Below are 24,179 nucleotides of genomic sequence, written 5' to 3'. Positions count from 1 at the left end.
CGGTTGCCGATGTTCTGCGTATGTTCTATTTTTTCCCGATGAGAGTGAAGGGCAATCCAGCCCGCGGGCGCGGCGTGCAGAGCAACGCTGTCGGGCGGTTCGAGCGCCATGGCCGGGAGGCCGTGGACGACGGGTGGGACATTGAAGAAGACCTGCCGCCCCTGCGCACGGAGGTGACTGAAGAGGTCGCGCGCAGTATCATCACCCGCAACACCTCGCCTGATATTTCGTTTGACCGCTCGCTCAACCCTTACCGGGGGTGCGAGCACGGCTGCGTCTATTGCTTCGCGCGGCCGTCGCATGCGTACCTGGGCCTGTCGCCGGGGCTGGATTTCGAGACCAGGCTGATTGCGCGGCCCAACGCGGCGGAGGTTCTGGAGGCCGAGCTGCGCCGCCCCTCCTATCGCTGCGACACGATCGCCATCGGTACCAATACCGATGCCTATCAGCCCATCGAACGTGATCGTTGCATCATGCGCGGCGTGCTGGAGGTCTTGCAGACGTTCCGGCGCCCGGTGGGCATCGCCACCAAGGGCACCTTGATCGAGCGTGACGTGGATATCCTGGCCGAGATGGGGCAGGCGGGCTTGGCCCGCGTTGGTATCTCGGTCACGACGTTGCAGGCGGATCTGGCGCGCAAGATGGAACCCCGTGTGCCATCGCCCGTGCGCCGTCTGCGTGCTATCGAGGTGCTGGCCAAGGCCGGTGTGCCGGTGCGGGTGATGCTTTCGCCGCTGGTGCCGGGCCTGACCGACCATGAGTTGGAGGGGATTGTGGCGGCGGCCCGAGATGCGGGCGCTGTCGCGGCGAGCATGATCCCGATCCGCTTGCCGCGCGAGGTGGCGGACTTGTGGCAGGAATGGCTGGCAGAACACTACCCCGAGCGGCGGGGCCGCGTGATGTCCAAGCTGCGCGACATGCACGGCGGCAAGCCCTACGAGGCCGAGTTTGGCAAGCGGATGCGGGGCGAGGGGATCTGGGCGGAGTTGTTGCAGCAGCGGTTCAAACGCGCGGTGCGGGCGGCGGGGCTGGCCGAACGGCTGCCGCCGTTGCGGCGCGATCTGTTCGCGGTGCCGTTGGCGCGGGGCGATCAACTGGCCTTGTTTTGAGCGTGATGGTCGTGGGCGCCGTGAAAGAGTTTTGCAAAACTCTTTCCAAGCCCTTGCAAGGGCTTGTTGCAAAGCCTTGCAAGGCTTTGTCCAGACTTTTGCAAAAGTCTGGGGCGCGCCGTCAGATCGGGTGAATAGGTTCGGCGTTGCAGAAAACGATGACCTGGGAGCCGTTGCGCACGGCGCGGTACCCGCGGCGGCGCAGCTCGTGGCGGAAGCGAGGCCAGCCCACGATGCGTTCGACGTCGCGCGCCTTGCGGCGCACGACGGTGCCGCGGATCGCGGATTTGGCCGAGAAAAGATGGGCAAGCCATCGGTCGGCTTCCAGTGTCGGGGGCAGGGCGGGGGCATGTGCAAAGAGATCATCCATCCGGTGACGATCGCCGGATTCTGGTTAATCTTACGTAAACGGGTTCAGGTCCGGGCGCGGCGTCGGCCGCGGCGCTCCCGCGCGGGTCCGCCTCCGCCTTCTTCCGTGCCATCGACGCCGGACGAAAACCCGCCAAGCTCTTCTGCGATCTGCTCAAGGCTCGGGCTGTCACCTCGGGGCGTGTTCTCAAGGGCGGCGCGCATATGCTTCAGGTGTTCGGGCGTGGTGCCACAGCACCCGCCGATGATGGTCGCGCCGCAGTCCCGGGCAAGCACGGCATAGCGCGCCATCAATTCGGGCGTGCCGTCATAGTGGATGTGGCCATCGACGTATTTGGGGATGCCCGCGTTGCCCTTGGCCACGATCGGCCGCGTAGTGCCCGACGCGCGAAATCCCAGGGTCGTGCGCAGAAGATCCGACGCGCCGACGCCGCAGTTGGCGCCATATGCCAAAGGTTTGTGGTCCAGCTTTTCGACCATCGCCGCCATGGCGGCCGAGGTCAGGCCCATCATCGTGCGGCCTGCGGTGTCAAAGCTCATCGTGCCGCACCAGGGCATGTCGGCCAGCTTCGCGGCCTCGGCGGCGGCTTTGTATTCTTCGGGGGCCGAGATCGTCTCGACCCACAACACATCTGCGCCGCCCGCTTTCAGGCCCTCGGCCTGTTCATGGAACATCTCGACGGCAAGCGCGTGGGTGAGTTTGCCCATCGGAGCCATGATTTCGCCAGTCGGCCCCATGGAGCCCGCAACGACAACGTCGCGGCCCGCGGTGTCGGCAACCTCGCGGCCGATTTCTGCGGCTGCCTTGTTCAACTCGTGCACGCGGGACTGGGCATCGTGCAGCTTCAGGCGCGCGGCGGTGCCGCCGAAAGAATTGGTCAGAAACAGGTCGCTGCCCGCATCGACCGCGCCCTTGTAGAGTTGCGTGATCCGGTCGGGGTGGTCGACGTTCCACAACTCGGGCGCATCGCCCGACTGCAACCCCATGTTGAACAGCGTCGTGCCCGTCGCCCCATCGGCCAGTAGCCAGTCACGGGCGGCAAGCAGGCGGGAGAGGGCATCGGGCATGGGAGAGGACCTTGATCAGGAAATGGCGCGCCCGAGCCATGGCTTGGACGCGGCATATGAGCAAGGCGCAAAATACGCATGATTTATATTACCCGCGCTCATGTAGCGAAGCGGTAGCGCATAGAGGTACACCCGCGCTCATGTAGCGAAGCGGTAGCGCATAGAGGTACACCCGCGCTCATGTAGCGAAGCGGTAGCGCATTAAAACAAACCCGCGCTCATGTCGCGAAGTTGGCCGCCGACGCTACCGGAGCACGGCGGGAACTACCTTGTCCTAGATCTCGTTCATAAGCTGCTGTTGGGCCACGACCAGAAGCGCATCGTACTTCGTGCGGACCTCGGCCTCGGGGATCTTGCCGTCCAGATCGCCCAGTACCTTGCGCATCACGTCCTCGTGGCCCGCCTCTTCGAAATCGGCTTTCACGACCTCGGCGGCATAGGCATTGGCATCGTCGCCGGACTTGCCAAGCGCCTCGGCCACCCACAGGCCCATAAGCTTGTTGCGGCGGGCTTCGGCCTTGAACTGCATCTCGGCGTCATGGGCGAACTTGTTTTCGAAGGCGTTTTCGCGGTCGTCGAAGGTGGACATAAAGAGGTTCCTACTCGGTCGATGGGTCAGGCGAAATATGGCCTTTGGGCGGTCTGGCCGCAAGTGGTAACCGGGGGCAGCTATCCTTGGGTGCCGGTGAAGTTGTAAATGGTGTTGTCCACGCATTCCGCCATCAGCAGCAGGACGATGATTCCGGCGAAGATCGTCCAGATATTGATCGGTATCCGCCCGAATAGCTTGCGAGAGGCGGGCTTGGGCGCGGCCTGCGGCGGCGCGGACGGGGTGGTCTGCTGTGCAGAGGGGCTGTCGAGAAGGGCGAGTTGCTGCTCGGCTTCCGCCAATTCCGCGCGGCCATATGCGTCGGCCCCGAAAGAGGGGCCCTGTCCCTCGAACCCATAGCTGCCGCAATCGAGCACGAGGATCCCGGCGAGGATGCAATAGGGGGCAAGATATTCCGGCGAAATACGAGGGCCATAGCCGTAGGACCAATCGTGCGCGCCGGCCTCAACGCGATGATCTGACCCGACATCTTGCAAAAATTCGTTGATCTCTGCGGCCAAATCATCGGTGTAGACCGAGTGGTAACAGTCCATCTCTTGTATCTGGCTCTTGTATCTGGCTCTTGTATCTGGCCGCGAAATACCGCGTGAAAGCTGAGGAAACCATCGGCCTCGGCCATCGGATCATCGGGGGACTGCCCGTCCTGGGGCAGCACCGCCAGCGGATAGCCACGTTTGGCGATCAACGCATTCATTTCATTGAAACTTGGCCAGCGCCCGGACGGCACGGCGACTTGGAAGGTCAGGCCCATGACGGGTCACTTTCCGACGGTTTTGCACCGGCCATGGGGCGTCTGTGCGGTTAATATGTCAAGCCCGCTTGCCCGCGCGGGGGGCTTGGCGTATCAGGCGCTGAATGGGTGAAGAGCGGCTTCGCCTCAACGTCGGGGGACATCAGGCATGGCACGCCGCAAGCTGGTCTACGAAGGCAAGGCGAAAACCCTATACGAGGGACCGGAGCCCGGCACCCTTGTGCAATACTTCAAGGATGACGCGACCGCCGGGAACGGCGAGAAGAAGGACGTCATCGACGGCAAGGGCGTGCTCAACAATCGCCTGTCCGAGTTCTTCATGACCGGCCTTGGCAATATCGGCGTCCCGACGCATTTCATCAAGCGCCTCAACATGCGCGAGCAACTGATCCGCGCGGTGGAGATCATTCCGCTGGAAGTGGTCGTGCGCAATGTGGCGGCGGGCTCGATCTGCAAGCGCCTGGGGATCGAGGAGGGCACACCGATGCCGCGCCCGATCGTGGAGTTCTACTTCAAGAACGACGATCTGGGCGATCCGATCGTCAGCGAAGAGCATATCATCGCCTTTGGATGGGCCGCGCAGCAGGACCTGGACGATATGGTCAGCCTTGCGCTGCGGGTGAATGATTTCCTGTCCGGCCTGATGTTGGGGGTCGGCATCAAGCTGGTCGACTTCAAGATCGAGATCGGGCGCATCTGGGACGGCGATTTCATGCGCCTGATCGTGGCCGATGAGATCAGCCCCGACAGCTGCCGCCTGTGGGACATCGAGACGGGCCGCAAGCTGGACAAGGACGTGTTCCGGCGCGATCTGGGCGATCTGGCCGATGCCTACACGGAAGTGGCGCGGCGGTTGGGCGTGATGCCCCAGGGGCCTGCCGGAGTGGCGAAGCCGACCTTGATTAACTGATTGCACCTTGAGAATCCGTTAACCTTGAGAATCCATTAAGAGAATCACGGCTTTTGGTGTAGCGTCTCGCAGCCAGCAGACGATTTGATTCAAATTTTCAACGTTTTCCTGGTTCGCTTCAATTTGTAATCAGGGATTGTTCATATGATCAAAAAGACTTTGTCCGCTGCTTTGGCAGCAGTGTGTTTCACGGGAATGGCATCTGCCACGGTGCTGGATATGCTTGGGACGGCCGAATTCACAGACGGTCAGACCAGTATCCTTTCCGAATTCACCAACAACGCAAACGGGGACGCGGATCCGTTCAACCGGTTCTTCGGCACAGACCTCAATTCACAGCCCACCTCGTTCGGCGATATCAGCTTTACCCATTCATTCGCGGCGGGCGACTACACCAACGCGTTCCTTGAACTCAGCATTTTCGATCACGACAGCTTCGATCCGGGCCAGGATACGATCGACATCTTCTTCGACGGCATCGCCCAGGATACTTCAATCTGGGAAGGGATCTCGACACGGCAGGCGTCGATTCACATTCGCAGCATGGCCGTAGATGCGGCGCTGTTGACCGATGGCTTCCTGGAGGTGCGCATCTTTGCCAATGTCTCTGGCTTCGGGACGTCCACCTTGCCCGGGAACGGGATTGGCGTCGACTATTCGTCGTTGAGCGCGGATCCGGCGACGGCCCCCATCCCGCTGCCCGCGGGTGGCTGGCTTTTGCTGGCCGGACTTGGTGTGATGGCCGCGCGCCGTCGCAAGGGCTGAATCGGCACGGATTCGTCCACAAGATCGCGCACAAGGCACTGGCTGGGGTTGAGCCGGTCGGCGCTTTGTTCTAGCCCCCTGCCAACGGTAATCGCTGGCGGGGGATGAAATGATCAAGGCACGTGTGACCGTGATGTTGAAACAGGGCGTGTTGGACCCGCAGGGCGCAGCGGTGCAATCGGCACTGGGATCGCTTGGGTTTGAGGGCGTCGAGGGCGTGCGTCAGGGCAAGGTGATCGAGCTGGATCTGGCGGACGGCACCACCGAGGCGCAGGTTGGTGAGATGTGCGAAAAGCTGCTCGCCAATACGGTGATCGAGAGCTACCGGGTAGAGATGGGCCCGGCTGGAAAATCGGCATGAAGGCGGCGGTTCTCCAGTTCCCGGGGTCCAACTGTGACCGTGATCTGGCCGTGGGGTTCCGCCGCGCCGGATTTGACGCGCAATTGGTCTGGCACAAGGAAACGGCGCTGCCTGCGGGCATCGACGTCGTGGGCATTCCGGGTGGCTTTTCCTACGGCGATTACCTGCGGTGTGGCGCGATTGCGGCGCAGTCGCCGATCATGCGCGCTGTGGCGGAATTTGCGGGGCGGGGCGGGCACGTTCTGGGGATCTGCAACGGCTTCCAGGTGTTGTGTGAGACGCGGCTTTTGCCCGGTGTCTTGATGCGCAACAGCGGCATCAAGTTCGTCTGCCGGCCCGAGCGGCTGGTGGTGGCGACCGTCGCCAGCCCGTTTACCGAAGGCTACACCCTCGGCGATCAGATCACCATCCCGGTGGCCCATCACGACGGCAATTACCAGATCGACGACGCGGGGCTTGAGGTCTTGCGCGCCGAGGATCGCATTGCCTTCACCTATGCCGACAATCCCAATGGCGCGCGGGCTGATATCGCGGGCGTGCTTAGCGCCAATCGGCGGGTCCTGGGGATGATGCCCCACCCCGAGCGCGCGGTGGATGCGGCCCATGGGGGTACCGAGGGCAGTGCGCTGTTCGCGTCGCTGGCGGCAAGTCTGGTGGCGGCCTGAAGACCGCCCCCTCCGCGCCCTGCCAGTCCCCGGCGGCTACTCGACGGCCCCCGGCAGTTCCCCCGGGGCAGACACGCCTCTTGAGGCGTGACGTGCCGCGGCATAGTCTCTGGCCATGAGCCTTGCTGATCGTCCCGCAACCCCGCCTGTGCGCGACATCCGTCGCCGCTGGGTGCTGCGCGCGCTGATGGTGGTGTTTCTGGGCGGCGCGGCGGCGGTGATCTGGATCTCCAATATCTGGCTGACGGAACGCTTCACCGAGACCACGCGCAACCGCGCGGAGGTGCGGCTGGCGATCTACTCGGGCTCGGTCCTGTCGGAAATCCAGCGCCATCAGGTCGTGCCTCTGCTGCTGTCGCGCGACCCGGTTCTGGTCCGGGCGTTGGAGGCCAATGACTACACGCAGACCTCGCAATACCTGATCTCCTACGTGGAGGATATCGGGGCGGCCTCGATCCTGCTGCTGGACCGCGAGGGGCGCGTCGTGGCCGCCACGGACCGCGCGCGTCTGGCCGAGCGGCGCAGCACCGATCCCTTCTTTGTCGAGGCCACGCGGTCCTCCAACACCGTTTTCACCTCGAACGAGCCGGAAACGGGCCGCTTCGATTTCACGTTCTCGCGGCAGATTGAGAACGGCAATGGCCTGCTTGGCGTGATCCTTGTGGAGATCGACCTGGCCCGTCTGGTGGAGCGGTGGCGCGGCGCCTCAGAGGCGGTGTTTCTGACCAATTCCCAGGGCGATATCATCTTGTCGACGGAACCCCGCTGGCGTGGCCGCACGGAGGCCGAGGCCATGGCCCTGCGCACGCCGCCAAGTGCCATTCAACGCGCCCTGGAGGGGGCGGGAGACTGGGCCTTTGGCGATCCCAGCCCCAACTTCTTCGGCTCGGCCACGATCCGGCTGGAAAGCCGGATCTCGTTCCGGGGGTGGCGCATCGTCAGCTACACCGCCTACACCTCGGTGCGGGAGCGGGTGAACGGGGTCCTGGCACTCGAAATCATGGGATTCGCGCTGCTGCTGGCAGGCGCGTTCTACCTGCTGAGCCGTCGCGCCCGGTTGCAGACCGCCGTACTGGCGCGGGAGTCGGCGGAGTTGCGCCGCCTGAATGCCCGCCTACAGCGGGAAATTGCCGAACGTCAAAGGGTCGAGCGGACGCTGGAAGAGGCGGAATTGAGCCTCCAGCAAAGCCAGAAACTGGCAGCTTTGGGCGAGATGTCCGCCGCCGTGTCTCACGAGTTGAACCAACCGCTGGCGGCGATGAAAACCTACCTTGCGGGCGCACGCCTGTTGCTGCAACGCAAACGGACCGAGGAGGCAGCCTCCAGTTTCCAGCGCATCGATGATCTGATCGAGCGGATGGGGGCGATCACGCGGCAGCTGAAATCCTATGCCCGTAAGGGCACAGACGCGTTGGAACCGGTGGATCTGCGCGACGCCCTGAAAGGCGCGATCACCATGATGGAGCCGCAATTGCGCAGTGACACGGTGCACATTACCCAGTCCCTGCCGCGCAAGCCCGCGATGGTCATGGCGGATCGACTGAGGCTGGAGCAGGTGATCATCAACCTGTTGCGCAATGCGCTCGATGCGATGGGCGGGTCGGAGGAGAAAGAGATCGACCTGATCATCGTGGAAGGTGACGAAGTTGTGTTGACCGTGCGCGACGGCGGTCCGGGGATTGACGATCTGGATGCTTTGTTCGAGCCATTCTACACGACGAAGAAACCCGGAGAGGGGGTTGGCCTTGGGCTGGCGATCTCTTCTGGTATCGTGAAGGACCTTGGCGGGCGTCTGACGGCGCGCAATGGGGAAAAGGCGGGCGCGGTATTTGAAGTGCGCTTGCCGGCATTGGGCGGTGCGGAAGCGAATGAGGCGGCGGAATAGCACGCATCGTGCGTGTCAGAGTTTGGGAATAGTGCACTTGCCGTCCGCAGAGGCGGGGCAGACGAACGGCCTTTTAAAGCCCGAAGGGCGTAGGCCAGGACAAAAAGGAATCTTCGCCATGAAGATCGCGATTGTAGATGATGAGCAGGACATGCGGCAGTCGATCAGCCAGTGGCTGGCGCTGTCGGGCTTCGACACCGAGACCTACGCCAGCGCGGAAGAGGCGCTGAAAGCGATCGGCTCGGATTTTCCGGGCGTGGTGGTGACGGACGTGAAGATGCCCGGCATGGACGGCATGGCCTTTCTGAAGCGGCTGATGGGGGTCGACAGCGGTATTCCCGTGATCCTGATCACCGGCCACGGCGATGTGCCGATGGCGGTCGAAGCGATGCGCATCGGGGCCTATGATTTCCTGGAGAAGCCGTTCAACCCGGATCGGATGACCGATCTGGCCAAGCGGGCAGGGCAGCAACGTCGCCTGACCCTCGACAACCGGGCCCTGCGGCGGGAACTTTCCGACGGCACCGTGCTGATGCGCAAACTGATCGGGTCTTCCCCGGTGATGGAGCGGTTGCGCGAGGACATTCTGGACCTCGGCCAGGCCGACGGCCATGTGCTGATCACCGGCGAAACCGGCACCGGCAAGACGCTGGTCGCCCATGCGCTGCATGCGGTTGGCCCCCGCGCGGGCAAGCAGTTTGTTGTCCTGTCGTGCGCCGCCCATGAGGAGGAGGAGCTTTCGGCCAAACTGTTCGGCCCGGTCGGCGAAGACCAGGACAAGCCGCTGGTCGAACAGGCCCGCGGCGGCACGCTGGTGCTGGAAGACGTCGAGGCGCTGTCCCAAGCCCTGCAAGCCCGCCTTCTGACCTTCATCAACGATCAGGGCACGCCCGCCGAGACGCGCATCGTCGCCATCTGCAACGCGCCCGAACCGGATCAATGCGAAGGGGCGCTGCGGCCGGATCTGTTCTATCGCCTTGCCGCCATGCGCATCGACCTGCCGCCGCTGCGCCAGCGCGGAGAGGATATCCTGACGCTGTTCACCCGGTTCGGAGAGCAATTCAGTGAGGAATACGGCACCGAAGCGCCACAGGTCACGGCGCAGGAGGCCGCGCAATTGCTGCAAGCGCCCTGGCCCGGCAACGTGCGCCAGCTGATCAACATATCCGAGCGCGCGATCCTGCAACAACGGCGCGGGTCGGGGTCCATCGCCTCGCTTCTGATGTCCGACAACACCCAGATTGCGCCGCAAGCGATGGGCGAGGGCAAGCCGCTGAAGGAATACGTGGAGGCGTTCGAGCGGATGCTGATCGACAACACCATGCGCCGGCACCGGGGCTCCATCGCGTCGGTCATGGATGAGCTATGCCTGCCGCGCCGGACGTTGAACGAGAAGATGGCCAAGTACGGGCTGAGCCGGTCGGATTATCTGTGACCAGTCGGTGGTATTGACCGACGAAGCCGCAACGATCATCCTCATCCTGATTGTCGGGGCGGGGATCGTTGTCCTTTTGGTCATCGGCTTTGGTGCCTTCCTTGCGTCGCGGGGGTAACGTGTTCTGGGGCTGGGGATCATCACGCTGGTGATTGCCGGCATTGCGGGGCCGGGGGTGCTGGACCGGTTGCGCAATGCCTCGCTTTTGCAAGAGCTTGAAGCGCGCAACCAGATCCCCGACAGGCTGGACCTGACAGGGCAGCGCGTGCTGTTCATTGAGGGGAGCAGTATCATATGCGGTGAGATCTGCCGCGATGTGGTCAGCATCGGCACCGATATCGATGCCTATTGGGTCGGCATGGGCGGGTACATTCCAGACACGTTTACCGACAATCCGCTGCGCGACGTCCTGGATGGGCCCCAGTACGTGCGCCCGGTGCGTTTGGGGGCATCCGGCGACGGGGATCCCACCACGCAACGCTTCACCGAGCCCTATGGCACCGGTCAGGAGGGTGCCGGGCATGCGCCCCCCTATGATACTGTCATCATCCATGACGACAGCGGGCGTCTCAATTTCATCGCGCCGGATCTTCTTGGCGGGCAATTGCCCGATGCCGTGAATGCCCAATTCGCGGTGCTGATCTTTACCGATTGGCCCGATCCCTTTACGGGACCTCCGCTGCAACCAACCTATCGATCAGTGGTGGGGCACATGGCGCAGCGTCCCCTCTTGCCGATCCCGTTTGTCGGGGCGGGCAGCATCACCCACCCGTCGCTTGCAGACACCTACGCCGCCTGGATGCGCGCGATCTTCCCCTATGCGGTCCCGCCCGAGACCCGCGATCCTTTTACATGCAGCTACCGTTGCGCGCCGGATCAATTGAAGACGCCTTTCGACTAGACCAATTCGGTTTCATTTCCAAACCGCGCCGTTTCCCCATTGTCTTTTTGTTCCGCCCCCCCTTAATGTAAAAGGACTGACCGTTGGGTCAGACAACAGGTTCTCTGCCTCTTTGACGTTTGTGCAGCGCGATGACGCCGCACCACCATCGGGTGCAGGTCACTTGGCCCTTGCGCGCCATCGCGCGCTTTGGGTCGCCCTTAACCGCCCGCCCCATTACAAAAGGGCAGGCACGAATTGGCGGACGGACCACATTGCGGTCCGATCCCCGGAGACAGCAGCGATGTATGGCCTCGGCGCACTTTTGGAACGGATCGGGCGGCTTCTGGCCGCCTGCGTTCTGCGCGCCTTGCCCATCGCTCTAATAGCACAACGTGAGACTTTTCTACTGACCGTGTCGGGCCAAGCCCCGCCATGGTTGTTGGAGGTGTCACGAGCAAGGAAAACATGGCTAAGACAATGCTCATCGATGCCACCCACGCGGAAGAAACCCGCGTTGTGGTGGCAGATGGAACCAGGGTTGATGAATTCGACTTTGAGTCGCTGAACAAGCGGCAACTCGCAGGCAACATTTATCTGGCAAAGGTGACGCGGGTCGAACCCTCGTTGCAGGCGGCCTTTATCGACTACGGCGGGAACCGGCACGGCTTCCTCGCGTTTTCGGAAATCCACCCCGATTACTACCAGATCCCGGTCGCGGACCGCGAAGCTCTGCTGGCCGAAGAACGCGCCTATGCCGAGCAGGAGGCCCGCGAGGAGGAAGAGGAATCTTCCAAACCAAAGCGCCGCCGTCGGCGTCGCCGCACAGACACCAAGGCCGAAGATGCGGGCAATGATGCCGTTGCTACGGGCACGCCGTCGGGCATGGATGTCGTGGACCTTGAAGACGGCGAAAACGCCGGGGATGAGGCGTCCGGTACGGACGACGCGGACTCTTTCGAGGGGCTGTCCCCGATGGAACTGGTGAAGGAAACCCCTGTTGAGGAGCCGGATACCGATGAGTCCTCGGACGCCGATGACTCGGACGCGGGTGACTCGGACGCGGATGACTCGGACGACGCAGAGGCCGATACCGACGCGGACGACAACACCGAGACCGTGGCCGACGACGACGACGTTGAAGAAATCCGCCCCGTCCGCAAGCCCCGCCCCAAGAAGTACAAGATCCAGGAGGTCATCAAAGTCCGCCAGATCATGCTGGTGCAGGTCGTCAAGGAAGAACGCGGCAATAAAGGCGCTGCGCTGACCACGTACCTGTCGCTGGCGGGCCGCTACTGTGTGCTGATGCCCAACACGGCGCGCGGGGGCGGGATCTCTCGCAAGATCACCAATGCCGCCGACCGCAAGAAGCTGAAGGATATCGCCACGGCGCTGGACGTGCCCCAGGGCGCGGGCCTGATCGTGCGCACGGCAGGCAGCCAGCGCACCAAGGTCGAGATCAAGCGCGATTACGAATACCTGCAACGCCAGTGGGAACAGATCCGGGAATTGACGCTGAAATCCATCGCGCCGGCCCCGATCTACCAGGAAGGCGACCTGATCCACCGCACCATTCGCGACCTTTACAACCGCGATATCGGTGAGGTGATCGTGGAAGGCGAGGCGGGCTACAAGCACGCCAAGAACTTCATGAAGATGATCATGCCGTCCCACGCCAAGAACGTGAAACAGCATACCGGCGGCGTGCCTCTGTTCGCCAAATACAAGGTGGAATCGTATCTGTCGGATATGTTCAACCCGACGGTGCAGCTGAAGTCCGGCGGCTATATCGTGATCAACATCACCGAGGCGCTGGTCGCCATTGACGTGAACTCTGGCCGCTCCACCAAAGAGGGCAGCATCGAGGACACGGCGACGAAAACCAACCTTGAGGCCGCCGAAGAGGTGGCGCGCCAGGTGCGTCTGCGCGACCTTGCCGGTCTGATCGTGATCGACTTCATCGACATGGACGAGCGGCGCAACAACAACGCTGTCGAGAAGCGCATCAAGGACAAGCTGAAGACCGACCGCGCCCGCATTCAGGTGGGCCGGATCAGCACGTTTGGCCTGATGGAAATGTCGCGCCAGCGCCTGCGCCCCGGCATGTTGGAGGCCACGACGCAGGCCTGTCACCATTGCCATGGCACCGGTCTGGTCCGCTCGGACGATAGCCTCGCGCTGTCGATCCTGCGCATGCTGGAAGAGGAAAGCACGCGCGGCCGCTCGAAAGAGGTGCTGCTGACAGCGCCCGTGGGGATCGTGAACTACCTGATCAACTTCAAGCGCGAGTATCTGGACGCGATTGAGGCGCGCACCGGCATGGCGATCCGCATCGAGGCCGACGCGAGCCTGATTGTGCCGGATTACAAGATCGAGAAGTTCAAGACCGCCACCCGCAAGATCACCGCCGTTGCGCCGATCGTGTCGATGGACTCCAGCCTGATGGACGACATCGATGAGGATGTCCCGGACGAGATCGAAGAGGTGGTTGAAGAGGCGGAAGTCGCCGAAGACGATCAACCCAAGAAAAAGCGCCGCCGCCGTCGCGGGGGCCGGGGCCGTCGCCGGAATGGCGACGACGCTGGTGAGAACGGCGGTGAGAATGGTGGCGAGAACACTGACTCCGCCGAGGTGGCCTCAGCCGAGGAGGGGGCCACCGAGGCAACCGCCGATGCCGATGCCGACGCCGTAGGCGAAGGTGATGGCGAGGCCGCTGCGCAAGACGGCGACGACCAGCCCAAGAAGCGCCGCCGCTCGCGGCGCGGCGGACGTGGTCGCAAGTCCGAGGGCTCTGCCGAGGCAACAGAGGCCGAAGTGGCCCCGGTCGACGCGCCAGCCGAGCCCGCACCTGAGCCCGCAACGGAAACTTCCGAGGGGCCTGCCGAAGAGCCAGCCACGGAACCCGCTGTGGCCGAGGCCGCCGAGGCCGAGCCCACGCCGGAGCCGGAAGCAGAACCTGCGCCAGAGCCGGAGGTCACAGAAGCAGCGCCCGAGACGGTCGCAGCAGAACCGGAGCCTGAGCTTGTGTCGGAGCCCGAACCGGAGCCCGAGCTTGTCGCGGCAGAGCCCGCGCCCGCGCCCGCCGCCTCCCCCGAGGAACCGGCCAAGCCGAAACGGCGCGGCTGGTGGTCGCGGGGCTGATACAAAAAGGGCGCCCAGTGGGGTGCCCTTTTCACATCTCAAGGCAATGACGACTTAGCCGGCGGTGTCGCGGATGATCGCCACGATATCCTGCATGTTCGACAGCGGCACATAGCCCTGCACCAACTGGTCGCCGAACACGAAGGACGGGGTTCCGGTGATCCCCATCCGCTGTCCCAACGCGTAATTGGCATCGATCGTGGTTTGCACCAGCGGGTCGTCCATCGCCGCGAAAATCGCCTCGCTGTCCAGCGACAGGTCATCGGCCAACCGCGCCAAGGCCAGTTCCGTGACGTCCGAGCGCATGGCCATCAGGCCGTCGCGCACCAGTTCATAGGCCTCACCGCCCAGCGCGATGCTGGTGGCAATCGCGAAGCGGGACGCCAGCACGGATTGCTCGCCCAGGATCGGGAATTCCTTGGTGATGATGCGGATGTTTCCATCGGTCTCGATCAACTCCGCCACTTCCGGGTGCGCGCGTCGGCAGAAGCTGCACCGGTAGTCGACGAACTCCACGATCACCACGTCGCCGTCCAGGTTGCCGCCGACATGGTCGAAGGAGGAGTTGAACAGCGCGGGCGCGTTCTCTGCGACGGCGACCTCCTGGGCGGCGGCTTCCTCTTCCGCCTGGCGTTGTTCCAGCACCCCGATCGCCTCCATCAGGACCTCGGGGTTATCCAGCAGATACTGGCGCACTTCCGCGCGAAACGCCTGACGCTCTGCGTCCGTCATGTCGCCAATCTCGGTCGCGCCAAGGGGCAGGGCCAACATGGCGACTGCCGCCACGCTCATCAACATTCGTTTCATCAATCTCTCCGCTCAATGGCTGTTTGCCCATGTTTAACACATCACGCCTGCGCTGCCATTGACGAAAGCGCGCATGGGTGGTCTCACACCTGCGTGACATCAACGGAGCCGTCCCATGCGCCAATCCACCAGATCCCACGTCGACCCGTTCATCGTGATGGACGTGATGGAGCAGGCCCGCGCGCTTGAGGACGCCGGACGCCACATCATCCATATGGAGGTCGGCCAGCCCGGCACCGGCGCGCCGAAGGCCGCGCGCGACCGTCTGGCCGCCGAGATGGCCGCAGGCCCCCTTGGCTACACCGTGGCCCTGGGGCGCCCGGATCTGCGGGTGGGCATCGCGGCGCTTTACGCAGAGTGGTACGGCATCGACCTGGACCCCGCCCGCGTCGTCCTGACGGCGGGCGCGTCGGGGGCTTTCATCCTTGCCTTCACCGCGCTGTTCGACGCGGGTGCGCGCGTGGCACTGGGCGAGCCGTGCTATCCGTCCTATCGCCAGATCCTCAGCGCCCTGTCGCTGGAACCCGTGGGCCTGCAAACCCATGTCGAAACACGGTTCCAACCCACGCCCGATCACCTCACGGATGACCTTGATGGCCTGATCGTTGCCAGCCCCGCCAACCCGACCGGCACCATGCTGTTCAAGCCAGAGCTAACGGCGTTAACCAATGCCTGCGCGTCCCGGGGCATCTCCTTGATTTCAGATGAGATCTACCACGGCCTCCAGTACCAGGGCCGCGCCGTGTCCGCGCTGGAAGTCACCGACGATGTCTATGTCATCAACTCTTTCTCCAAGTATTTCTCCATGACCGGCTGGCGGCTCGGGTGGATGGTGGTCCCGCCCGACCACGTCCGCACGATCGAGCGCCTGGCCCAGAACATGTTCATCTGCCCCTCGCACGCCGCGCAGGTCGCTGCCCTTGGTGCGCTGTCGCCCGAGGGGCGAGCCGAGCTGGACCAGCACCGAATGACCTACGCCGCGAACCGTGAAATCCTGCAAACCGGCCTGCACGAGGCGGGCCTGACCAATACCGCCCCCGCCGATGGGGCGTTTTACGTCTATGCTGATGTCAGCCACCTGACGGACGACGCCCGCGCCTTTGCGGCCCGGATCCTGGAAGAGGCCGGCGTTGCGGTCACCCCCGGCCTCGACTTCGACAAGGCGCGCGGGGCGGGGACCCTGCGGTTCAGCTACGCCCGCGCCACGCAGGACATCAAAGAGGGCGTCGAACGGCTTGCGCGGTTCCTGATAAGCCTCTAGGCCCGCCCCCTGTGATCGGCTAAACTGGGCGCAATCAACAAAGGGGAAAACCCGTGTTTCGAGCAGTCCTTCTTATCGCCCTCCTGTGCCTTGGGGCGCCTGCCATGGCGCAAACCCTTGGCGCCTCTGCCCGCGCCTTGCCGGAGGGGTCCGCGCTGGAGGGGAGTCGTCGCGGGACCGAGTTGACGCTTGCACTGAGCCAGGCCGTGCCGTTCCGGGTCTTCACCCTTGTCGATCCCATGCGCGTCGTGCTCGATTTCCGCACCGTGGATTTCAGCGCGCTGCCCGAGGATTTCGACGAGGCGCGTCATGTGGAAAGCGTCGCCATGGGCGGCGCGTCTACGCCCGGCTGGTCACGCATGGTGCTGACATTGAACGCGCCGCTATCGCTGGATGTCGCCGCGATGGAAACCGACGACAGCACCGGTGAAGCCATTGTTTCGCTTGCGCTTTCGCCCACCGATGCCGAAAGCTTCGCGGCAGCCGCAGGCGCGCCGCCGGGCCTGCAAGCCGTGCTTTTGCCGGTTGTCAGTCAAGCGCCGCCGCCCGGCGACGACACGCTGATCGTGATGCTGGATCCCGGCCACGGCGGCGTTGATCCCGGTGCCCTGCGGGACGGCTTCACCGAGGCCGATTTGATCCTGACCTTCGCGCGCGAGCTGCGCGAGGTCATGCGGCGCACCGGCCAGATCGAGGTTGTCATGACCCGCGACGCCGATGTCTTCGTGCCGTTACCCACGCGCGTCACGCTGGCCCGTGCGGCGGGGGCGGACTTGTTCATTTCGCTCCACGCCGATGCGATCGCCGAGGGCCGCGCCCAAGGGGCCTCGGTCTACACTCTGTCGGATGACGCGACCGATGTCGCCACGGCGGCGCTTGCCGAACAGCACGACCGGGCGGATCTGCTACAGGGCGTGGACCTGTCCGGCAGCGACGATGAGGTGGTCAGCGTGCTGATGGATCTGGCCCGGATCGAGACCGCGCCGCGTTCGCGCGCCTTCGCGGATATCCTTGTGCAAGCCATTGAAGCAACAGGGCTGGACATGCATGCGCAACCCCGTGGTGAGGGGTCGTTCTCGGTTCTGAAGGCCGCCGATTTTCCCGCCGTTCTGTTGGAAATCGGCTTCCTCAGCGAGGGCGGTGATCTGGACAACATTCGCAACCCCGAATGGCGTGCGCGGATGCAGGCGGCGGTCACGGGGGCAGTGATTGCATGGAACCAGGCCGACACGGCGGCGGACGCCCTGCGCCGTCAGTGACCCGAAGGCGCGCCCGCAAACTGCGCCAGCCAGACCGAATGTCCCCGCAACTCTGCATCTTCGGGGCGGAACCAGACGACCTTGAACCCCGCCGCGGACAGCAGCGCGCGGTATTCCGACGGCGCAAGGCTGGCGTGGTACACCGGGCTGTCGCCGACGCGGCCCACGGCCTCGCCCGCGCCGGGTCCCGAGGTAAACAGAAGCCGCGCGCCGGGGGCAGCGTGGGCGGCGAAGATGGGGAACATCGCCCGCTGATCTGCCGGGCAGAGGTGGAAAAAACTGTTGAATGCCAAGATGATATCGAAGCGCTGTTCCAGCGACAGCCCCCGCATGTCGGCGAGGATACGCGTGACGTCTGGCACCCGTTCGGCGCATTCTGCCAACATCTCGGGCGCGCCATCGACACCGGTCACCGCGTCGCCGCGGGCCACGAACCACTGGGCAATCGGCTGCCCCGATCCGCACCCCAGATCCAGAACCCGCAACCCCGCCGCGCGGCCCGCCACGCAGGCCTCAAGCGCCGGACGTTCCCACAGCGATTGCCCCCTTTCGCGCGCCCACCGCGCAGCCTCGACCCGGTAGGTGGGCAAGATGTCGTCCGGTTTGTCCATCACATCATCGTAACCCTGCGTTTGCGCGGCGAAAACCCGCCCAGTTGCTTTTGACCCAAGGCGCTGCGCTCTGTATACAGGCGCCATATTTGGGGAAGCAGGCACACATGCGATTCATTATCGGATTTTTCGGCGCGATTTTCTCGGCCGTGACCCTGGGGCTTGTCTTCGCCGCGCTTGGCGTGGGCGGGTTGATCTACTTGTATTCGCAAGGCCTGCCGGATCATGAAACCCTGTCGCAATACTCGCCCCCCACCATCAGCCGCATCTACTCGCGCCAAGGCATGATCGTGGACGAATTCGCCACCGAACGCCGCCTGTTCACCCCCGCCGAAGAGATCCCGGACCTAGTGTCTTTCGCCTTCGTGTCCGCCGAAGATCGCAACTTCTACAACCACCAGGGCTATGACCCGCGCGCCATCGTGGCGGCGTTTGTCGATGCCGTGCGCTCGCGCGGGCAGGACGTGCGGGGGGCCTCGACCATCACCCAGCAGGTGATGAAGAACTTCCTGCTTGATGGGTCGCGGACGGTAGAGCGGAAGGTGCGCGAGATCATCCTTGCCGCGCGCATCGAACGCACATTGTCCAAAGACCGCATTCTGGAATTGTACCTGAACGAGATTTTCCTTGGGCAGAACTCTTACGGCGTGACGGCTGCGGCGCAGACGTATTTCAACGCCACGCTCGAAGATCTGACGCTGGAGCAGGTGGCCTACCTCGCGGCGCTGCCCCAGGCCCCATCGCGCTTCCATCCGGTCGATGATTATGAACGCGCGATCAACCGCCGCGACTACGTGCTGCGCGAGATGTACGAGAACGGCTACGTGACCCTCGAAGAGATGGAGGCGGCGCAAGCCTCGCCGCTGGAAACCGTGCAGGGCGGCCATATCGAGGCCTACCGCCTGTCGCGCCCGCCGCGGAACTACTTCACCGATGAAATCCGCCGCCAACTCAGCGCCCAATTCGGCGCGGAAGAATTTTTCTCGGGCGGCTATGCGGTGCGCTCCACGATGGACGAAAGCCTGCAAGAGGTGGCCGAGGCTTCGCTGCGGCAAGCGTTGGAGCGGTATGACCGCAACCTTGGCACCTGGCGCGGGGCGACCGATACGATCGACCCGGCGCTGCTGACCGACGAGGTCACATGGCGCGCGGCTTTGGCAGATGCGGATATTCCGCGCGACGTCGACGGCTGGTTCGCTGCCGTCGTGCTGGAGGTTGGCGACAGCTCGGCCCGGATCGGGATCGAGGGCGTCGAAGACGATGAGGACGGCCATTTCATCCCCGCCAATGACGTGACATGGGCCCGCCCCCTGCGCGAGGACGGATCGCGCGGGAACACGGCGCGGGTGGCGGGCGATTTGTTGAGCGTGGGCGACGTGGTGCACGTGCGCCGCATGACCAGCGACAGTGACGGCAGTTTCATCCGCTGGACCCTGCGCCAGATCCCCGAAGTGCAGGGCGGTTTCATGGCGATGGATGTGCATACCGGCCGGGTGCTGGCGATGCAGGGCGGGTTCTCGTACCAATATTCCAGCTTCAACCGCGCCACGCAGGCGACGCGTCAGCCCGGGTCCAGCTTCAAGCCCTTCGTCTACGCGGCGGCGCTCGACTCGGGCTACAGCCCCAATACCATCGTCATCGACGCGCCCATCGAGGTCGCGACCGGCGAGGGCATCTGGCGGCCCCAGAACGCCTCGAACCAGTTCTATGGCCCGTCGCCCCTGCGCACTGGGATCGAGCGGTCGCGGAACCTGATGACGGTGCGCCTTGCGCAGGATGTGGGTATGGAAACCGTCGCGCGCTACGCGGAGCGGTTCGGGGTCTACGATGAGATGCAGCCGTTCCTTGCCAATTCCCTGGGCTCGCAGGAAACGACGCTGTTCCGCATGGTCGCGGCCTACGCGATGTTCGCCAACGGCGGGGAACGGGTGGAGCCGACGCTGGTGGACCGGATCCAGAACCGCTATGGCGAAACGGTCTATCGCCATGACCAACGGCTTTGCCCGGACTGCGAGTTGGCCTCTCTGGAGCCGGGCCTCGCGCCCCGGATCGTGTCGACCCGTGAGCGTGTGATCGACCCGATCACAGCCTACCAGTTGACCTCGATGATGCGCGGTGTGGTGGATCGGGGCACGGCGTCCGGGACAGTGAACCTGCCGGTGCCCACGGCGGGCAAGACCGGCACGACGAACGACGCCCGCGACGTGTGGTTCGTGGGCTTCACGTCGAACATCGTGGCAGGGTGCTACATTGGCTACGACCAGCCCGAAAGCCTGGGGCGGGGTGCCTCGGGGGGCGGTATGTGCGGCCCGGTGTTCCAGCGCTTCATGCTGGAGGCGATCGAAGAATACGGCTCGGGCGATTTCCCGGTGCCGGAAGGCGGACAGTTCTACCCGATCGACCGTTTTTCGGGGGCCCGTTTGCCCGACGGCGCAGGGGGCGACAACGTGGTCTACGAGCTCTTCCGGGCCGGAGAAGAGCCCTACCAGGGGCTTTTGTCGGCCATTGACGGGGGGTGGGCGATGTCGTCGGACATTCCGATGTTCACCCAGGGCGATGATGGCGGCGATGACGGCGGCGGCGGCGGCGGGCAGGGGACGCTGGTGGAAACCTCTGACGGTGACACCGTGCGGGTGCCGACCGATACCGGTTTCGGCACGCTCAGCTCCGGGGGCCTTTACTGACCTCGACGTCCCGCGCGCGCCAGACTTTTGCAAAAGTCTGTACAAAGCCTTGCAAGGCTTTGAGCGCGCCTTGGGACAGCGGTCTCGGCTTGAGGGTTCCGGTGCGCTGGTCTATCTCTGCCTCGACCCATTCCTGAGAGGCCTGTCATGCGCGCCGAGACACAAGCCAATATCGAAAAGATCCGTAACTCCCTGATCCTTCTGGGGCAGCGTATGGATATCGATACCGCGCCCCATCGGTTGGAGGAATTCAACGCCCGTGTCGAGGACCCCGACCTGTGGAATGATCCGGAGAAGGCGCAGAAGTTGATGCGCGATCGCCAGGTGCTTGTCGACAAGCTCAAGCAATATGAGACGATCAAGCAGGGTGTCGATGACAACGAAGAGCTGATCGAACTGGGCGAGATGGAAGGCGACACCGAGGTGGTCGAAGAGGCCGAAGCCGCTCTTGCGGCGCTGGTCGAGGATGCTGCTGCCAAGGAGTTGGAGGCGCTGTTGGATGGTGAGGCTGACAGCAACGACACCTTCCTTGAAATCAACTCGGGCGCGGGCGGCACCGAGAGCTGTGACTGGGCTTCCATGTTGGCGCGTATGTACACGCGGTGGGCTGAAAAGCAGGGCTATGACGTGGAGCTGCAAAGTTTCAGTGCCGGGGAAGAGGCGGGGATCAAGTCCGCCGTCTACAAGATCTCGGGCCACAATGCCTATGGCTGGTTGAAGTCTGAATCGGGCGTGCACCGGTTGGTGCGGATCTCGCCGTTCGATAGCGCCGCAAAGAGGCATACGTCGTTCACCTCCGTGAAGGTCTACCCGGTTGTCGATGACAACATCGAGATCGAGGTTAACCCCTCGGACATCCGCATCGACACCTACCGCTCGTCGGGGGCAGGCGGTCAGCACGTGAACACGACCGACTCGGCCGTGCGGATTACGCACCATCCCACCGGCATCGTGGTGACGAGTTCGGAGAAGTCGCAGCACCAGAACCGTGACATCGCCATGAAGGCCCTGAAGTCACGGCTTTATCAGATGGAGTTGGACAAGCGCTCGGCCAAGGTGAACGAGGTCCATGAGAACGCGGGCGACGCGGGCTGGGGTAACCAGATCCGATCCTACGTGTTGCAACCCTACCAGATGGTGAAAGACCTGCGGACGTCCTACGAGACTTCGGACACCCAAGGCGTGCTGGACGGGAATATCGACGGGTTGATGGCCTCGGTTCTGGCGATGGACGTGTCCGGCAAGAGCCGGGCGGAGGCCAATGCCGAGGATTGAGGTGAATTGATCCCGGGCGCCTGTGTCTGTGGCGCGGGTGGGATTGAGTTGTATTTGGCAAGATGAAGGGGAGCGGTGGGATGCAAGATCTCTGGCGCCTGGGCGCGTGTGATCTGTCGCGTGAGATTGCGGCGCGCAAAGTGTCTTGCGTCGAGGTGATGCGGTCGACATTGGCGCGGATCGATGCGGTCAATGGGGCTGTGAACGCCATCGTCTCCCTGCGCGACCGTGAGGCGTTGATGGGCGAGGCGCGGGTCGCCGACGCCATGGGCGCGCGCGGGTGGCTCCATGGGGTGCCGGTGGCGATCAAGGATCTGGTGGCCGTGAAAGGCCTGCGGTCGACCTGGGGCTCGCGTCTGTTGGCGGATTACGTACCGGATCACGATGATGGTCTGTCGCGCGCCCTGCGCGACGCGGGGGCGATCGTGATCGGCAAGACCAATGTGCCGGAATACGGGCTGGGGTCGCATGCGTCGAACGGCGTGTTCGGGGTCACGCGCAATCCGTTCGACCTGTCGCGCACGGCCGGAGGGTCCTCGGGTGGGGCGGGGGCCGCGCTGGCCACGGGGATGGTGAGCGTTGCGGACGGATCAGACATGATGGGCAGCCTGCGCAATCCAGCCGCCTGGAATGATGTTTATGGCTTTCGGCCTACCGTTGGCCTGGTGCCGGGAGAGCCCCGTGACAACGTGGTGTTGCACCGTCTGTCGACCCTCGGGCCAATGGGGCGGAGCGTCGAGGATGTCGCGGCCCTTTTGCAGACCATGGCAGGGCGGACCGTGGACGTGCCGCAACCGCCCCGCGCGCCGCGCGTGGCCTGGCTTGGCGATTGGGGTGGGGCCTACCGGATGGACGCGGGGCTATTGGCGGCGGGACAGGCCGCGGCGGCACAGGCCGAGGCGTTGGGGTGGCGGGTCGACGCCGTGCGGCCCTTGATGGCGGCCGGGAACCTTTGGCACAGTTGGACGGTATTGAGGTCCTTCGTCGTGGCACAGGAATTGGCCCGCCACTGGCGCGACCCGGCGCGGCGCGACTTGTTGAACACCCAGGCGATTTGGGAGACCGAGCAAGGCCTCGCCCTGACTGGGGACGAGGTGGAGAAAGCCGCAGCCCTGCGGCGTGATTGGCTGGCGGTGCTTGCGGCCACGTTTGCGGATTACGACGCGCTTTTGATGCCGGCGACGCAGATGTGGCCCTTCCCGGCGGAATGGGACTGGCCACGCGAGATCGATGGCCAGCCGATGGATACCTATCACCGATGGATGGAATGCGTGGTGCCTGCCAGCCTTGCCGGCCTGCCCGCGCTGGCGCTGCCCGGGGGTTTCAATGACAGCGGGTTGCCCCATGGCCTGCAACTAATCGGCCCCCATGGGGCGGACGGCAGGCTACTGGCCATGGGCACGGCCTGGGAGGCGATGGTCGGACCCAGGACGGTTCGGACCCCGAGCTGAAAGCACACGCTTTACGCGATCCCCCGCCTGCCGCTACACTTGCGACGGGAGGATTACATCATGTCCGAAAGTACCGTGCATCCTGTTGGTGAGGGCGCCCCCGATATCCGCGACCTGACCTTGGCCGATATCGCGACGGCCCTGCGGCTGGGGCTGAAGGACTTTCTGCGCAAACCCATGATGGGGCTCTTCTTTGCGACCGTTTATGTGGTTGGCGGGTGGTTGCTGTACCTTTTTTTGTTCGTGACGGATCAGATCTGGCTGGCGCTTCCGATCACGGTCGGCTTCCCGCTTCTGGGACCGTTTCTGGCCGTGGGCCTCTACGAGATTTCGCGTCGCCTCGAGGCAGGTCAGACGTCGTGGGCGCGCAATGAAATCCTTGGCGTGATCTGGCACCAGCGCCTGCGGCAATTGCCGTCGATGGCCTGGGTCATCATCGTCTACTTCCTGTTCTGGTCGTTCTTCGCCCACATGCTGTTTGCGCTGTTCCTTGGCCCCTCGGCGCTGACCAATGTCACCACCTCTTACGCCTACCTGCTGCAACCCGAAGGCGTGTTGATGCTGCTGGTGGGCACGGCGTTCGGGGCTGTGTTCGCCTTCGTGCTGTTCACGCTGAGCGTCGTGTCGCTGCCGCTTCTGCTGGACCGAGAGATTGATTTCGTCACGGCTATGATCACGTCGGTTTCGGTGGTGAAACAGAACACCGGCGTGATGTTGGTGTGGGGCGTGGTGATCGCGGGTCTGACGTTCGTGGGGATGATCCCGGGGCTTCTGGGCCTCTTTGTCGTGCTGCCACTTCTGGGACATGCGACCTGGCACATCTACCGCCTGGTCACGGTGACGGGCCCCGGCGCATAAAAAAGCCGGGCAGGGGCCCGGCTT

Annotated in this window: 21 protein-coding genes; 15 read left to right on the top strand and 6 right to left on the bottom strand. The window is 63.9% G+C overall.

What is annotated here, in order from left to right:
• The first annotated feature begins 38 nt into the window (after window positions 1–38).
• Window positions 39–1,109, top strand: coding sequence for a PA0069 family radical SAM protein (locus KUL25_RS06585; protein WP_257892211.1), 1,071 nt, complete (start codon window positions 39–41; stop codon window positions 1,107–1,109).
• A 121-nt stretch (window positions 1,110–1,230) separates the two neighbouring features.
• Here KUL25_RS06585 and KUL25_RS06580 read toward each other — a convergent pair whose 3' ends face one another.
• The 4 genes from KUL25_RS06580 to KUL25_RS06565 all read right to left on the bottom strand — a co-directional run bounded on the left by KUL25_RS06580 (window position 1,231) and on the right by KUL25_RS06565 (window position 3,689).
• A complete protein-coding gene (locus tag KUL25_RS06580) occupies window positions 1,231–1,479 on the bottom strand; it encodes an N-(5'-phosphoribosyl)anthranilate isomerase (protein WP_257892210.1) in 249 nt (82 codons plus the stop codon).
• A gap of 44 nt (window positions 1,480–1,523) precedes the next feature.
• Window positions 1,524–2,546 carry a betaine--homocysteine S-methyltransferase gene (gene bmt / locus KUL25_RS06575; protein ID WP_257892209.1) on the bottom strand — a complete coding sequence of 341 codons (1,023 nt, stop codon included), beginning with the start codon at window positions 2,544–2,546 and terminating at the stop codon, window positions 1,524–1,526.
• Window positions 2,547–2,820: 274 nt separating this feature from the next.
• The gene (locus KUL25_RS06570; protein ID WP_257892208.1) at window positions 2,821–3,135 is read right to left on the bottom strand and encodes a DUF1476 domain-containing protein; all 315 of its coding nucleotides are present in this window, start codon (window positions 3,133–3,135) and stop codon (window positions 2,821–2,823) included.
• Window positions 3,136–3,215: 80 nt separating this feature from the next.
• Entirely contained in the window at window positions 3,216–3,689 is a 474-nt protein-coding gene (locus tag KUL25_RS06565) for a hypothetical protein (protein WP_257892207.1), read from the bottom strand.
• A 366-nt stretch (window positions 3,690–4,055) separates the two neighbouring features.
• Between KUL25_RS06565 and purC the strand changes: the two genes are divergently transcribed.
• The 8 genes from purC (at window position 4,056) to KUL25_RS06525 (ending at window position 13,949) form a co-directional block, all read left to right on the top strand.
• Complete coding sequence (purC, locus tag KUL25_RS06560) at window positions 4,056–4,817, top strand: phosphoribosylaminoimidazolesuccinocarboxamide synthase (protein WP_068358039.1); 762 nt, start codon at window positions 4,056–4,058, stop codon at window positions 4,815–4,817.
• A 195-nt stretch (window positions 4,818–5,012) separates the two neighbouring features.
• Window positions 5,013–5,582, top strand: a complete 570-nt coding sequence (locus KUL25_RS06555; protein WP_257892206.1) for a VPLPA-CTERM sorting domain-containing protein — start codon at window positions 5,013–5,015, stop codon at window positions 5,580–5,582.
• A gap of 112 nt (window positions 5,583–5,694) precedes the next feature.
• Entirely contained in the window at window positions 5,695–5,943 is a 249-nt protein-coding gene (gene purS / locus KUL25_RS06550; protein WP_068358119.1) for a phosphoribosylformylglycinamidine synthase subunit PurS, read from the top strand.
• Window positions 5,940–6,608, top strand: coding sequence for a phosphoribosylformylglycinamidine synthase subunit PurQ (gene purQ / locus KUL25_RS06545; RefSeq protein WP_257892205.1), 669 nt, complete (start codon window positions 5,940–5,942; stop codon window positions 6,606–6,608). The genes purS and purQ overlap by 4 nt, the downstream gene beginning before the upstream one ends.
• A gap of 115 nt (window positions 6,609–6,723) precedes the next feature.
• Window positions 6,724–8,493 (top strand): sensor histidine kinase, encoded by a 1,770-nt coding sequence (locus tag KUL25_RS06540; protein ID WP_257892204.1) that lies wholly within the window; start codon window positions 6,724–6,726, stop codon window positions 8,491–8,493.
• A 118-nt stretch (window positions 8,494–8,611) separates the two neighbouring features.
• Window positions 8,612–9,928 carry a sigma-54-dependent transcriptional regulator gene (locus KUL25_RS06535; protein WP_257892203.1) on the top strand — a complete coding sequence of 439 codons (1,317 nt, stop codon included), beginning with the start codon at window positions 8,612–8,614 and terminating at the stop codon, window positions 9,926–9,928.
• Between the two features lie 148 nt (window positions 9,929–10,076).
• Window positions 10,077–10,829, top strand: coding sequence for a hypothetical protein (locus KUL25_RS06530; protein ID WP_257892202.1), 753 nt, complete (start codon window positions 10,077–10,079; stop codon window positions 10,827–10,829).
• A gap of 447 nt (window positions 10,830–11,276) precedes the next feature.
• Window positions 11,277–13,949, top strand: a complete 2,673-nt coding sequence (locus KUL25_RS06525; protein WP_257892201.1) for an Rne/Rng family ribonuclease — start codon at window positions 11,277–11,279, stop codon at window positions 13,947–13,949.
• Between the two features lie 54 nt (window positions 13,950–14,003).
• On the opposite strand, the gene KUL25_RS06520 is transcribed toward KUL25_RS06525, so the two are convergent.
• Window positions 14,004–14,756, bottom strand: a complete 753-nt coding sequence (locus tag KUL25_RS06520; RefSeq protein ID WP_257892200.1) for a DsbA family protein — start codon at window positions 14,754–14,756, stop codon at window positions 14,004–14,006.
• Window positions 14,757–14,871: 115 nt separating this feature from the next.
• Between KUL25_RS06520 and KUL25_RS06515 the strand changes: the two genes are divergently transcribed.
• Together KUL25_RS06515 and KUL25_RS06510 are read left to right on the top strand one after the other, a co-directional pair.
• On the top strand, window positions 14,872–16,017 hold the full coding sequence (locus KUL25_RS06515) for an aminotransferase class I/II-fold pyridoxal phosphate-dependent enzyme (protein WP_257892199.1): 1,146 nt from the start codon (window positions 14,872–14,874) through the stop codon (window positions 16,015–16,017).
• Window positions 16,018–16,070: 53 nt separating this feature from the next.
• Window positions 16,071–17,276: an N-acetylmuramoyl-L-alanine amidase gene (locus KUL25_RS06510; protein WP_257892198.1), complete on the top strand. Its 1,206-nt coding sequence runs from the start codon at window positions 16,071–16,073 to the stop codon at window positions 17,274–17,276.
• Here KUL25_RS06510 and KUL25_RS06505 read toward each other — a convergent pair.
• Window positions 17,270–17,887, bottom strand: a complete 618-nt coding sequence (locus KUL25_RS06505; RefSeq protein ID WP_257892197.1) for a class I SAM-dependent methyltransferase — start codon at window positions 17,885–17,887, stop codon at window positions 17,270–17,272. The genes KUL25_RS06510 and KUL25_RS06505 overlap by 7 nt on opposite strands.
• 107 nt (window positions 17,888–17,994) lie before the next feature.
• Here KUL25_RS06505 and KUL25_RS06500 point away from each other — a divergent pair, with 107 nt between their 5' ends.
• From KUL25_RS06500 to KUL25_RS06485, 4 genes are all read left to right on the top strand, one after another.
• The gene (locus KUL25_RS06500) at window positions 17,995–20,571 is read left to right on the top strand and encodes a penicillin-binding protein 1A (protein ID WP_257892196.1); all 2,577 of its coding nucleotides are present in this window, start codon (window positions 17,995–17,997) and stop codon (window positions 20,569–20,571) included.
• A gap of 147 nt (window positions 20,572–20,718) precedes the next feature.
• Window positions 20,719–21,846 carry a peptide chain release factor 2 gene (gene prfB, locus KUL25_RS06495; protein ID WP_257892195.1) on the top strand — a complete coding sequence of 376 codons (1,128 nt, stop codon included), beginning with the start codon at window positions 20,719–20,721 and terminating at the stop codon, window positions 21,844–21,846.
• An 80-nt stretch (window positions 21,847–21,926) separates the two neighbouring features.
• Window positions 21,927–23,297 carry an amidase gene (locus KUL25_RS06490; RefSeq protein WP_257892194.1) on the top strand — a complete coding sequence of 457 codons (1,371 nt, stop codon included), beginning with the start codon at window positions 21,927–21,929 and terminating at the stop codon, window positions 23,295–23,297.
• Window positions 23,298–23,357: 60 nt separating this feature from the next.
• Window positions 23,358–24,155 carry a DUF2189 domain-containing protein gene (locus KUL25_RS06485; protein ID WP_257892193.1) on the top strand — a complete coding sequence of 266 codons (798 nt, stop codon included), beginning with the start codon at window positions 23,358–23,360 and terminating at the stop codon, window positions 24,153–24,155.
• Window positions 24,156–24,179 lie beyond the last annotated feature (24 nt).

This window comes from Gymnodinialimonas phycosphaerae (genome assembly GCF_019195455.1).
GTDB classification, from domain to species: Bacteria; Pseudomonadota; Alphaproteobacteria; order Rhodobacterales; family Rhodobacteraceae; genus Gymnodinialimonas; species Gymnodinialimonas phycosphaerae.
Note: the sequence above shows the minus strand (reverse complement) of the source record. Positions and strands in the feature narration are given on the sequence as shown.